The sequence below is a fragment of the Sneathiella glossodoripedis JCM 23214 genome (genome assembly GCF_000616095.1).
GTDB lineage: Bacteria > Pseudomonadota > Alphaproteobacteria > Sneathiellales > Sneathiellaceae > Sneathiella > Sneathiella glossodoripedis.
In genome coordinates this window covers 443,609-456,967 of record NZ_BAMS01000003.1, presented here as the reverse complement: position 1 = coordinate 456,967, position 13,359 = coordinate 443,609, and the positions used below count along the sequence as shown (strand labels likewise).

Sequence of the window (13,359 nt, the reverse complement as noted above, 5' to 3'; positions counted from 1 at the left end):
CCTCCTAATCCTTCCAAAGGTGATTGGCCGCATATTTTAGAACGACATCTGCAGAATATTCTGTATATCCGCGTTCCAGCATATTCTCGACCAAAGAGCCAAATTTCTCCTGCTGTTCTTCATCACGTGTCCTTGCTTTGGTGATGATGCGACTTATGTCGCGAACAGATTCCATCAATTTTTTCTCGATGGCTTCTCGGAGTGGATCATAGCTTTTGTAGTCAACTTTCTTGCCTCGGCGGCCGATCGCCCATAAGTACGAAATCACTTCCTGCCTGAAACCGTCGACAGAAGACCCGATTATAGCAATTTGCTCCTCAATGTTTTTAAGGAAGTCCTCGTCGGGTTCCATTTCATCACTTGAATTTCGATCCTTAAGCGTAGTTTTATTTACATATGCCTCAGCATGATCGAGATAATTCTGGAAAAGGGTCTCCGCCTGTTCTTCATATGCATAGACGAACGCTTTGGTTATTTCTTTTTCCAGTATTTCAAGATATGCCTTATGGATCGTATCCTGCAGCAGCTCGAGATAATATTTGCGTACATCATCGGCAAATTCCATCTCTTTAACCATCTTGATCATGACATCACGAATGTGAATAGCGTAATGCCGTCTGGATTATCAGTAAGCGCAGTATCGATCGCTTTCATAATAAATCGCGGTGAAATACCGGACATACCTTCATTCGTGGCGTCTTCTTTCAGTTCTTGTATGTCGATTTTCTTTGTTCGCCCCTTCTCAACGACATCCTCTCCATTATAAAGACGCATCTTGGTAACCACGTCGCATTTTGGAGATTTTTCAAGCCTGCTCATTACGGCAAACATCGCTGCAACTTCCAGTGTGTGAGGCGCGATATGAGATTTAAAACCGGAACGAGACAGCATCTTCTGATAAATTTTTACTTCTTCGTTCAAGCGTAAATTGTATGGCACCTTAACGGTTACGATCCGATCAAGAATTGCTTCATTCGTATGATCGGCCTTGAAGCGTCTCCATTCAGCCTCATTGGAATGCGCGAGAATTACGCTATCCACATAAATGGTTCCATGGCGACCCGGTGCGGGCACAAACTTTTCCTGAGTGGCAGTGATGATAGAATGCAAGTATTCAGTTTCATTTTTGAATACTTCAATAAACTCGACTATTCCGCGATTTCCTGCATTAAAAGCACCGTTTAAATCTAAAACCCGAGGGTCACCTTCAGAATATTGATCAAGTTTGGAAATATCTTCTGAACCAATCAGAACGGACGTATCCTGATTGTTTGGATCAACAGGCGGCACAACAGCAATACCACGTCGATGCATACGGGAAAATGTGGTGGTGGTTACTGGAAATCGCTCATATTTACCTTCGAATTCATGCTCAAGGCGATAACGGCAGACAGGGCACAATTCACCCTCAATCTGTATATCAAGCATTTCATTAAATTTTTCGCGCAGCGGCCTAGGAATAAGATGCAGCGGCTCTTCTCGTATGGGACAGCCATCAATCACGTAAATAGGAGGAGCCTCGGTCAATTTACGTTTTAGATGTTCTGAAATTGAACTTTTACCCGCGCCAACCGGCCCCATCAAATAGAGCACCTGCCGACTTTCTTCCCCTTTCATCGCGGCGGCATGAAAATACCGAACAATCTTTTCAAGTGCCGTTTCCACACCAAAAAATTCATCATTGAAAAATTTGTAGACCTTGGGCGGTGTATCTCCCCATAGTTTGAGACTTCTGGCACTACCATCCACTTCGTCGGCTGGTATTATTCCCGCCTCAGAGATAAGGTCATACATATGCCGGTGCGCCAATGCGTAGATTTCCGGCTTTTCTCTTACTAGCTCAAGATATTCAAGGAAAGACCCGCTCCAGGTTAAATTTTTTCTCTCTGCATGGTCTTTTTTTATGATCTCCCCAAAATCTTCTTTTTTTCTGGTCATCTAAATCACTCCGTCCTGTGACAACCCATCCTCACAATCAGGCAAGGCTAATCATACTGTTAACGAAGTGGTGTAGATTAGTTTTTAATCAAGTAAATATATTCATGAATAATCACAATTTTCAGCACATAATTTATTGTTTTTTAAACAACATTAGTGTTCACAAAATTTTCTAAATAAAATTATGCAGTAGCCAAAACTGAAAAATTTCAATCAGGATTTTCAGTGACTAACTCTGCAGTATTCCTTCTTCAGTCAGGCAAGTTCTTAAGAGATTTGCAGCTTCTTCCAGTTGCGCCTGGGTATGCGCTCTGGAGATTTGAAATCTAAGTCGCGCTTCACCTTCCGGTACAACTGGAAATCCAAAGCCTGTCACAAATATCCCCTTATTCAAAAGCTTAGCCGCTACTCTGATTGCTACAGAAGTCTCCCCCAGAATAACCGGTACGATTGCACTCTCTCCTTCCAGTGGTGATAGACCCAATTCTTTTAAATAACATCTAAACCATCGCGCTTTCTCTTGGGTTTGTGTTACCCACTTCGGATTGGAATTCAAGAGCTCTATTGATTTGCACGCAGCCGCAGCGACTGAAGGTGGGAGTGCATTTGAAAACAAGTGTGGCCGGGATTTCTGAACCAGGGTTTCGGTAACGGATTTCGGACCGGCTACAAATCCACCGGTTCCGGCACCTAATGCCTTGCCAAGCGTTCCTGTAAAGATATTTATATCTTCCAATACACCGAAGTGCTCGGCCACACCGAGGCCTGTCTGTCCCAAAACACCCAAACCATGCGAGTCGTCAAGTACAATAATCGCATCATATTTCTTTGCTAACCGCACAATTTGATCAAGCGGTGCGATATCCCCTTCCATGGAGAAAACGCCGTCAGTTACAATAATTCTGGAAGCGGCAGCGCTGTATTGCTTTAACAACCTCTCCAGATGTGACATATCCGAGTGACGATATACTTCGCGAGTAACAGATTTATTGGTCGCCCTGATGCCATCTATCAGGCTCGCGTGATTCAATTCATCAGACAGAATTACATCACCACCTTCGCAAATCGCGGAAAACAAGCCTGTATTAGCTGCCCAGCAGGACGAATATGTGAGAGCTGCTTCGCATTTATGAAGACCTGCCAGTGCTTCTTCAAGTCGCCTGTGAATATCCTGCGTACCGCATATAAAACGCACTGAAGCCGTACTGGCGCCGTACCTTCTTAACGCTTCTTGCGCCGCCTTAACGACTTGAGGATGGTTTGCAAGCCCAAGGTAATCATTCGAAGACAAGAGAGAAATATCATTGCGCCCTTCAAGCTTGATTTTGGCGCCTATAGGTCCTTCAATAGATTTTAGATATTTGTAGGTTCCCTGTTTTTCCAAATCGGTCAAATTCTGCTGAAGCCGCTGAAACAATTGTGTACTCACTGTATTGATCCTCCTTGAAGGGTTTTAAAATCAAGGACAACTTTGCCGCACGCGCCCTCTTCCATTAACTCAAAGCCCTTTTGAAACTCTCTCGCAGGCAGAATATGTGTTATGACCTTGTCGATCAGTTCCGGATTTTTCAGCATAAAGGCTTCGACCTGAAACCAGGTTTCAAACATCCGACGACCTGTCACTCCAAGCAGACTAATCCCCTTCATTACAACCTTACCACCCAAATCCAGCTCGACAGGTCCACCAGGAATTCCCAGTAAGGCGACCGTTGCACCTGGCGCCGCAATCTCAAGCGCTTCGCTCAAAGCCCTTCCGTTCCCACTCACCTCAAGCACAACATCCGGACCGCGGCCATTTGTTAAATCTAACAATTTAGAACGACTTTCCTCATGCCTCGGGTTCAAGACCAAATCCAGATCAAGTGTAGAGGCAATTGCAGCACGTGCCTGGTTGGGTTCTTGCACAGATACAGTTCGCGCTCCGTGAGCTTTGGCGATTGCAGCTGCAAAAAGGCCAATAGGTCCACCTCCGACGATAAGAACATCTTTTGATGTAACTTTAGCTGTTGTAACCATATGCATCGCATTTCCCACCGGATCAAACACGGCGGCCTGCCGATCAGGAATGACTTCCGGGACCCGCCACAGGTTACAGGCTGGCACGATTACCTTTTCAGCAAACGCGCCTTCACGATCCACACCAATAATTTCTGTCTTTTCACATATGTGCGCATTTCCGGTTCGACATAACGCGCAGTTTCCACAGGCAATATGGCATTCGGCCGACACTCTGTCACCGATCTGGTATCCCTCAACTTCTTCGCCAATGTCAGAAATCACACCAACGAATTCATGTCCGATGGTCATTGGTGTTTTAATGCGGGCTGATGACCAACTGTCCCATTTGTAAATATGGTGATCTGTTCCACATATCCCGGCGGCACTAACGTCTACCATTACCATGCCACGCCCCGGTTTTTGCAGGGCAGGATGATCAACGGACCATATTCCTTTTTCGGCTTTTGCTTTGGCAATCGTAAACATTTTGCTTTCTCACTAGTAAATGGAAAAAATTCCGATATAATGGATTTACATTTTGTACAATATATTGGATTTTTATCCTGTCAACAGGAAACATGACTGAAAAACAATTCGCGACCCCTACCGTTGGAAAAACCGTCAACCGGCTAAGAAAAGAGAAACAGCTAACACTCGATCAACTTGCCAGTCAGTGTGGTGTTTCCAAGTCCATGCTGTCACAGATAGAGCGGAATGAAACAAATCCTACTCTTGCAATTGTTTGGCGGCTTGCTGACGCTTTAGGGCAAACGATTGATGATCTTATCCGTGGTGAAGAAGGTACAGCGAGTCTCAACATTGTGGGTGGTTCTTCAATTCCAATTCTGCACGATCCAAACGGCAGCTACACGTTGACAGTGTTAAGCCCAGCGGATCTGGTCAATTCCATTGAATGGTACGAGCTGAAATTAAAACCAGGTGGTATTCTTAATTCTGAGCCTCATCCGGCAAGAACCAAAGAACATCTAACCGTTCTCGAGGGAGAAGTGGTCGTGACGACAGGCGAAGAAACTGGTCTGGTTCGCTCCGGAGAAACAGCAAGATATGGAGCCGACCAACCCCACTCCATCCAAAATAAAACCAAAAAAGAGGTGCGCGCACTTTTGGTGATGATGATGGAATAAAACTAGTCTGGTAAAACCAGAATAGCCCTAAAATCGTTCACATTGGTGCGTGTTGGACCTGTAATCACCAAATCACCCAACTTTTCAAAAAAACCGTAAGCATCATGGCGGGATAAATATTCCGACATGGAGAGTCCGAGATCTTCGGCTCTCTGCCAACTATCGGGATAAAGAATGGCGCCAGCATTATCTTCCGTTCCATCTATGCCATCTGTATCTACTGCCAATGCAAAAACCGATTGAGCAGATCCCAAGGCCTCGGCGAACGCGAGAAGAAATTCTGCATTCCGCCCTCCTCGGCCCAGTGAACCAGCACTGCTGCTAACAGTCACAGTTGTCTCACCGCCAGATAACAAGACGCACGGTTTGGGGGCCGGTTGATCGTAATCGATGACCTGCTTCGTAATGCCTGCCAATACTTTTGCCACATCTGCAGCCTCACCCTCAATGCTGTCACCCAATATCACAGGCTCCAGACCATAGTCCCTTGCTGTGGCTGCTGCAGCCTGTAGAGCATCCTGCGGAACAGCCATCATAAAATTCTGACAATTCCTGAAAGCAGGATGCTCTGCTGAAGGTGGTATGGCCTCCTGACTATCAAGATGGAGTGAGACATCTTCAGGAACGTCAATCGCGTATTTTTCCAATATACGTTTGGCGTTTTCAACCGTGCTTAAGTCTGCAACTGTTGGTCCGGAAGCGATTATTGACGGATCGTCCCCAGGAACATCCGATATCATGTATGTGGTTATTTTGGCAGGGTAGGCCGCCACAGCCAGACGCCCTCCCTTTATCGCGGAAAGCTTTTTCCGGACTGTATTGATTTCCGAAATATTCGCACCTGACTTTAACAAAGCTGTATTAATTGCTTTTTTACTCTGCAGCTAACGCCCTCAGCCGGCAAAGAAAGTAAAGATGATCCGCCGCCAGAGATAAGAACAATCAGTTGATCATCTTCACCTAGCTCTTTTACCTTCTGCAAAATTTGAGCGGCAGCCTTTTGCCCGGCCTCATCTGGAACCGGGTGCCCCGCTTCAACCACCTGAATTCTATTCAAATCAAGACCGTGAGCGTATCGGGTGACGACCAAGCCTTCTAATTCGCCGCCATTCCAGTTTTCATCCACAACAGCTGCCATGGAAGCCGCTGCTTTACCCGCACCAACCACCAGAGTTCGACCAACAACCGGGTCGGGAAGTGGCATTTTATCAATGTTGGGATATGCAGCACTAATGGCAGAGCTAAACAAACTGGCCAGAATGTCAGACGGAGAGATGGTTTCGTTTTGCATTGAGCCCTAGACTATTCTTCTGCCAATTTTGGTAAATCATCGTTAATCTCATAATAATCGCCCGCTGAGGCAACGTAAATATGCTGAACAACTTTTACACCTGTCGGCTCATCCATGCAGCCGATGGCAATGCCCATCGCCTCTGGGTTATTCTTGTCCCAGAACAGCATGCTGGCCCCACAATTTTCACAGAACCCTCGCTTGGCAAAATCTGTGGAGTGATACCATTTCAGCGTTCGCTCCGACGTAAAAACAAGATCTTTAACTGACGCTGACGTACAGCCTACCTGATCACCGTGAAAAACTCGGCAGATCTTACAGTGACAGTTTATCACGTCTCTGATCTTACCCCTGACTTCAAAACGTACTCCTCCGCACAGGCAACCGCCCGTTGACATGTTCTGCATCAAGCTACCCCGCCATCAATTCATCAGCTCTACTTCAACCTTTGCATCATTGTAACAGGCACCTTCGCAAAGGTCAGCTTTAGTTGTTGGCGCGAGAGCGGAGACAGTCTGGTTATTGCGTGTCGTCGAGAACCACGAACCTTTTGGAGAGTACACAACACCCGGACGCACATCGTCGGTTATTTTCAATGGCAAGAAAACCTCGCCCAATTGATTATAAACACGGACTTCATCCCCATCAGACAGTCCACGGGTTGAAGCATCACGTGGATTCATTTCCAGGAACGGTGCTGTCTGATTGGCAGAAACACCACCAAATGTTGACGTAATCATTTTATTTGAAGAAGGGGTAATCAATGTCAATTCATATAGCGCTTCATTCGGCTTATATGTTGGCACCGCATGGTCATATTTATCCCTTAAATAGTCTGAAACCAGCTCAATCTTTCCTGATGCGGTCGCAGGGAACGTATTCTTAAATGGAATTGTTGGCTCCAGATCACCTTCCATGGAAAAGGCTTGCCCAACTGGCAATTCACTTGGCTTTGTACCTTTAAACCGTGCATCCATAGGATCAAGCGCGTCATCCATCAGTTCCAGATCGGATACTTTAAAAATCTCGTCATCAAAGCCAAATCGACTGGATAATCTTCTAAAGATTTCCGTATTCGGCAATGATTGACCCACACGCGGTATCACAGCCTCGGCCCGCTGAACATATGGCTGCCCATAGGCACAATATATGTCGTCATGCTCAAAATGACTGCACGCAGGCAATATGATATCTGCAAAACGCATACTGTCTGTCATAGTGACATCACAGCCGACAACGAAAATGTCCTCGCGAGACATACCTTTTTTCATCTGGTTTTGATCTGGCGCCACAATTACCGGATTGTGATTATAAATAAACACTCCTTTAATTGGGATCTCCAAATCATCCTTTGCCAGATGCTGACCCACATCGAGAATATTCAAGGTCCTCGTTCCTTCTGGAACCAGATCCGGACGTGTCAATTTTGCAGAGGTTTTTGGGAACAGATTGCCGGCTCCCCCCATAAGGCCACCACCAATCACACCAAATTTATTTGCAAGCGCCGGGAGTGCAAATATAGCTCTCAGACCGTTTCCACCATTTCGATTACGCTCGAGCCCATTCCCTGCACAGATTACTGCCGGTGAAATTTCCTTATATAGCTTTGCAAGCTCGCAGATCTGATCTTCACTTACACCGCAAATCCGAGAAGCTTCAGAAAGTGAATACTTGCTGGCTTCAGCTATGAACTCCGTCGCTCCTACTACATGATCCCGAATAAATGACTGGTCAAAGGCCCCCAACCTCTTAAGTTCGTTAGCTATTGCAAATGCAAGAATAACATCCGTTCCCGGATTGACAGGCAGATACATGTCCGCCTGTTCCGCTATTTTCACACGTTTGGGATCGATAACTACGAGCTTGGCACCTTCCGTCCTGGCTTTTTTGATTAATGGTGCCAAATGCAGATTGGAAAATGTGACGTTGTTTCCCCATACAATAATCAGCTTGGAATGTACGACCTGCTCCGGTTGCATTGCTGGCATGGCCCCAAATGTGCCCATATACGCTTCGCCTTTAACGCCACCACACATAGGACGACGCGCTAAAAGAGTAGCACCGAGTTTATGGAAAAATCTCAAATCCATGGAACCGCCCGCCAACATACCGTGTGGTCCGGCATAATTCAGTGGCAGAATAGCTTGCGGTCCAAACTCGTTTATGATCGATTGAAAGTTATGAACAATCGCATCCAATGCTTCATCCCAGGAAATGGCTTCGAATTCATCACTCCCCTTGGGGCCAGTACGACGCAAGGGTGTCTTAAGGCGTCCGGCTGCATGAACAAACTCCGGATAATAACGCGCCACTTTGTTGCAAATAACACCATTTGTTAGTGGATTAGCCTTTGACCACGGACTTGACAATCTCATTATCGCGGACGGTAACCGCCAAGCTACAGGTATCGGGGCAATCTAGTGTACATACACTTGGGCGTTCTTGAAGCATCATTGTCCTCATTATTTCTTATGAGAACAATATGATCAATCATTGGCTCCTGCAAAAGTACCACAGAGCACATTCGAAAGGTACCAATTTAAAATCTGTCTGCTCGATATGGCCAAAGCTCAATAGTATCTTCTTTACCAAGTGCAATATCCCTCACAATACGCGCTGTCGTTGGCCCCATTGTCATCCCATAATGCTGGTGACCAAACGCAAAAATTACATTTTTACTCTTGGGAGAACATCCGATAATCGGCAACGAGTCAGGTGTTGAGGGACGATGGCCGAGCCAGACATCCTGCTCTTGCGTATTGAGCGTTGGAAGCATGCGCTTGGCCAACGGTAAAAGTTTTCGAATTCGCCGAAAATCTGGTCCCCGTTCAAGTCCAGCAATTTCCACCTGACTGGTCATTCGAATACCTCGTTCCATTGGAGCAAGAACGAATGACTTTTCACCATAAACTATAGGCCTTGAAATCGTTTTATCTTCCAAGGCCGGTAACATCATGTGATATCCACGTTCCGCATCCAGAAGTACATTCGCCCCAAACTGATCAGCCAAAATTTTAGACCATGCACCCGCCGCGATGACTAGCTTATCTGCCTTGAACTCCTTGCCATTACCCTTGGCGACAACACCAGCTTCCATTTCAGATACTGTGGAAATTTCAGCGATTTCTATCTGCCCCCCGATATGTTTGAAAGCATCGGCAATTCCGTGAACAACTTTTTCGGGATTAAGCAAAAAACGTGATTTCTTCTGAAAGATCCCATGCTTGAATATAGCATTTAAATTCGGCTCCAGATCCTGAATATCGGTCGCATCAAGTATGTCAAAAGGACAGCCGACTTCAGACATTAATTCACGCGCCTCCAAGGTCTGAGCAAAACCTTCGTCGCTTTCATAAACCTTGAGCCACCCAACATCTTTCATCAGATCGTCAAGCTTCAGGCTTTTCATAAGTCGTGACCAGTCGCGCCCCGCATGTTTCGTAATCTGATACAGGAATTTTGCGTTATGCCGCACTCTTTCTTCGCGAGCTTCCATCATAAATCGAAGCAACCATGGAGTTGCTTTCGCCAAATGAGACCAGCGCACCGTAAGAGGGCCAGTCGCATCAAACAGCATCGAAGGAATATCTTTTAAAATCCCCGGCATGGAATTTGGTACACATCCATCAACGACAATTGCCCCAGCATTACCATATGACGTTCCTGAGCACGGCCCCACCCTGTCAACCAACGTTACAGAAAACCCTGCTTTCTGGAGCATGTAGGCACTTGATACCCCCACAATACCAGCGCCCACTACAATTGCTGTTTTATTTTGATTTGCCGCCATTATTTGCTTCCCTGCCAATTTTATTTGTCAGTTGTAGCTTAAATAGTTACGAAATCTCATAAAAAAAGCCACCATATGGTGGCTTTAATTAGATTTTTAGTCCTGAAGCTTATCCCAAACTTCCTGATCGCGCTCGTCCGTCCAGATACGAGGCCAATCAATTCCATCAAATTCATCCCAAAGCCGTTGCACATCAAACGGCAAACAATGTTCAAAAATTGGCCACATGCCAAATTTAGGGGCCAAATGTTCGTGTGTTGCCAGAAAAGCCTCTTTCACGGTGCCGCCACGCTTATGAACTTCTCCGACTTTTTCAATCATTCCCTTCAGAAAACCGCGCGTCTGCTCAATAGCAGCGTCAACTTCACTGCGTCCTCGTGCAACAGCGCCTCTTCCTCCTATAAGGATTTCCGCTTCATAGGATTTAACTTTATCCAATGTATCGCTCGCCCAATCGAAATGGAACGCATCACCTGTATAAAGTGCTGCAGCGGCCTCTACCAGGTCACCAGCAAACAATATTTTCTGCTTTGGCAACCATGCGACAATGTCTCCCGCCGTGTGCCCACGACCGCAATATTCAAGGATCAACTCTCCCCGATCACCACCCAGCGGAATAGATACTCGGTCGTTAAAGGTGATATCTGGGTGTGTAAGCCCTGGAATACCTTCAGGTTCCTTAAACAATCGGGGCATTCTCCCATATTCACTATCCCAATCCTGTTTGCCACGTTCCTCGATCAGATACCGGGTCTTATCATGCGTAATGATTGTTTCAGCTTCAAATGCGCTCGCACCCAGAACCCGCACCGCATGATAGTGAGACAACACGAGATATTTCACTGGCTTATCGGTATGCTCACGCAATTTTTCAAGCCAGTCACGAGCAGCTTTTGGAGTAGCACGCGCTTCAAACGCAATCAGAAAATCTTCTGCTTCAATCGCGCCAACGTTTGGGTCACCCTCAGCCGTGAGTGCGTAAACGCCCTCGCTCAGGATTTCTAAAGTTTCAGTTTTTTCTTCCAGATCCGCCGAAGAAGCAAAAGGCTTTTTTGCCATTTTCACCACCCATCCATTTATAATTATACGAAGATTTATCTGCTGCCAGACTACAACTTTATCACCAGATTACAACATATAGTTTCAAAAGTAACTATTTTATTGTCAGTCCCGCATGACACTGTTAATGTAATTTCATCTGAAACTACGGACCTCCTTCATTTATTTAGGATTTGACCGATATGACACGCCTTAATGAAACCCATGATCCCACTCTTAAAAGCTGGGTACTAACTGCGAATGATGGGCAGACAGACTTCCCTATCCAAAATTTGCCTTTCGCCAGCTTTCGCAAAAGTAACTCAAAAGAAGACTATCGAATTGGCGTCGCAATTGGTGATCAGATTCTAGATTTGAGAAAAGTGATTACAACCAATGTGTTGGATTTTTCAGATACGGAAATAAACCGTACTTTGAGCAATGAAAAACTAAACGAATTCATGGCGCTCGGTCAGGATAATTGGTCTTCCGCTCGCCAAACCCTCTCAAAAGCACTCCGTGTTGGATCTGCGTTTGAAAACAGACTTCAAGATTGCCTGTTCCCACAATCAGAGGCCGAATATAGCACCCCTTGCGTAATTCCGGATTATACCGATTTTTACGCATCAATTCATCACGCAACGAATATCGGCTCGCTTTTCCGCCCCGACAATCCTTTACTGCCCAACTATAAATGGATTCCAATTGGCTATCATGGGCGTTCATCTTCGATCGGGGTATCTGGGCAGACTTTCCCCAGACCTAAGGGACAAACCAAAGCCCCAGAGGCGGCGGAACCTACATTTGGTCCCTGCAAGCGGCTCGATTTTGAGCTGGAAATGGGCATCATAATTGGATCAGGTACAGAATTAGGTCACAGCCTAAAGATCGATGAAGCTGAAAACCACGTGTTTGGCATGTGCCTGTTCAACGATTGGTCAGCGCGGGATATTCAAGCATGGGAATATCAGCCACTTGGACCGTTTCTCGCGAAAAACTTTGCGTCCACAATGTCCCCCTGGATTGTAACGATGGAGGCTCTCGCTCCGTTCAGGACCGAATTCTCGCACCCAGCCCAAGACCCTCAACCGCTCCCTTACTTACATTCTTCAGCGAACTGTGAAAGTGGTGGACTGGACATTCACTTGGATGTTTTGATTCAGACCGAAGACATGAAAAGCAAGGGAATTTCAGCGCAATCATTGGCGACATCCAACATGAAGTACAGCTATTGGACTGTTGCTCAAATGGTCACCCATCACGCCTCAGGGGGCTGCAATCTGCAATCTGGTGACCTGATGGCAACAGGCACGATGTCAGGTCCGGATGCTGCTCAAGCCTGCGCAATGATTGAGCTGACCAAGGGCGGTAAAGAGCCAATCGTTCTGAAAAATGGTGAAAAAAGAACCTTCCTTGAGGACGGTGACACCATTGTCATCACTGGATATTGCGAACGAGAGGGTACGGCCCGTATCGGATTCGGCAGCTCAGTCGGTACTATCTTGCCAGCTCGAGATTAATCAAATGGGTTACGAGCTATTCACTTATTACCGCTCTTCTGCGGCCTACAGGGTCCGTATTGCTCTGAATTATAAAGAGATCGACCACAAACTAACCGCAATTAATCTTTTAAGCGCAGAACATGATGATCCTGCCTATAAGGCAATCAATCCTCAAGGCCTTGTTCCTGCGCTGAAAATTCCTGACGGAAGGATCATAACCCAGTCACCAGCTATTCTGAATTTTTTGGAAAATGAACACCCAACACCACCACTGATGCCAGCGGACACATACGAGACGGCTACCATCAATCAGTGGTGCAGCGTCGTTGCGTGCGATATCCATCCTGTAAACAACTTGCGTATCCTTAAGTACCTTACAGGCAAGCTTGGAATTTCGGAGCAGGCAAAAATGGAGTGGTACCATCATTGGGTGCTTCAAGGCTTTGAATGTCTTGAACAGCAAATTAAAGCCGCCCCTTATTGTAACGGAAATGCTTTATCCACGGCTGACCTCTATCTCATTCCGCAAGTCTTCAACGCCCTGAGATTTGACGTAAAAATGGAACGATTTCCGAAAATCATGTCGGTTTATGAAGCTTGCAATAGCTTGGATGCCTTTATCGCTGCCGCGCCAGACAAGCAAAAAGGTTAGAACAG

At 46.1% G+C, this 13,359-nt stretch carries 10 protein-coding genes and 2 pseudogenes; 3 read left to right on the top strand and 9 right to left on the bottom strand.

Features of this window, described 5'->3' with window-relative positions; all coding sequences use genetic code 11:
• Positions 1-4: 4 nt before the first annotated feature.
• The 3 genes and pseudogenes from JCM23214_RS21085 to tdh form a co-directional block, all read right to left on the bottom strand.
• Positions 5-1,938: pseudogene (locus JCM23214_RS21085) on the bottom strand (serine protein kinase).
• A gap of 229 nt (positions 1,939-2,167) precedes the next feature.
• On the bottom strand, positions 2,168-3,367 hold the full coding sequence (locus JCM23214_RS14420) for an aminotransferase class I/II-fold pyridoxal phosphate-dependent enzyme (RefSeq protein WP_025899558.1): 1,200 nt from the start codon (positions 3,365-3,367) through the stop codon (positions 2,168-2,170).
• Positions 3,364-4,422, bottom strand: coding sequence for an L-threonine 3-dehydrogenase (tdh, locus tag JCM23214_RS14415; protein WP_025899557.1), 1,059 nt, complete (start codon positions 4,420-4,422; stop codon positions 3,364-3,366). Before tdh ends, JCM23214_RS14420 begins: the two co-directional genes overlap by 4 nt.
• A gap of 92 nt (positions 4,423-4,514) precedes the next feature.
• On the opposite strand from tdh, the gene JCM23214_RS14410 reads away from it, so the two are divergent.
• The gene (locus JCM23214_RS14410; protein ID WP_025899556.1) at positions 4,515-5,081 is read left to right on the top strand and encodes a helix-turn-helix domain-containing protein; all 567 of its coding nucleotides are present in this window, start codon (positions 4,515-4,517) and stop codon (positions 5,079-5,081) included.
• A gap of 2 nt (positions 5,082-5,083) precedes the next feature.
• Here the strand turns inward: JCM23214_RS14410 and JCM23214_RS26805 are convergent.
• The 6 genes and pseudogenes from JCM23214_RS26805 to JCM23214_RS14385 form a co-directional block, all read right to left on the bottom strand.
• Positions 5,084-6,372: pseudogene (locus JCM23214_RS26805) on the bottom strand (glycerate kinase type-2 family protein).
• Positions 6,373-6,383: 11 nt separating this feature from the next.
• Positions 6,384-6,779, bottom strand: a complete 396-nt coding sequence (locus tag JCM23214_RS14400) for a GFA family protein (RefSeq protein WP_037493622.1) — start codon at positions 6,777-6,779, stop codon at positions 6,384-6,386.
• A gap of 15 nt (positions 6,780-6,794) precedes the next feature.
• Positions 6,795-8,747, bottom strand: coding sequence for a molybdopterin-dependent oxidoreductase (locus tag JCM23214_RS21075; protein ID WP_199899626.1), 1,953 nt, complete (start codon positions 8,745-8,747; stop codon positions 6,795-6,797).
• Entirely contained in the window at positions 8,716-8,823 is a 108-nt protein-coding gene (locus JCM23214_RS26800) for a hypothetical protein (protein WP_369405909.1), read from the bottom strand. The genes JCM23214_RS21075 and JCM23214_RS26800 overlap by 32 nt, the downstream gene beginning before the upstream one ends.
• An 88-nt stretch (positions 8,824-8,911) precedes the next feature.
• Positions 8,912-10,162: an NAD(P)/FAD-dependent oxidoreductase gene (locus JCM23214_RS14390; RefSeq protein WP_025899554.1), complete on the bottom strand. Its 1,251-nt coding sequence runs from the start codon at positions 10,160-10,162 to the stop codon at positions 8,912-8,914.
• A gap of 96 nt (positions 10,163-10,258) precedes the next feature.
• The gene (locus JCM23214_RS14385) at positions 10,259-11,221 is read right to left on the bottom strand and encodes an MBL fold metallo-hydrolase (protein WP_025899553.1); all 963 of its coding nucleotides are present in this window, start codon (positions 11,219-11,221) and stop codon (positions 10,259-10,261) included.
• A 182-nt stretch (positions 11,222-11,403) separates the two neighbouring features.
• On the opposite strand from JCM23214_RS14385, the gene fahA reads away from it, so the two are divergent.
• Entirely contained in the window at positions 11,404-12,720 is a 1,317-nt protein-coding gene (gene fahA / locus JCM23214_RS14380) for a fumarylacetoacetase (RefSeq protein ID WP_025899552.1), read from the top strand.
• A gap of 4 nt (positions 12,721-12,724) precedes the next feature.
• A complete protein-coding gene (gene maiA, locus JCM23214_RS14375; protein ID WP_025899551.1) occupies positions 12,725-13,354 on the top strand; it encodes a maleylacetoacetate isomerase in 630 nt (209 codons plus the stop codon).
• Positions 13,355-13,359: the final 5 nt, after the last annotated feature.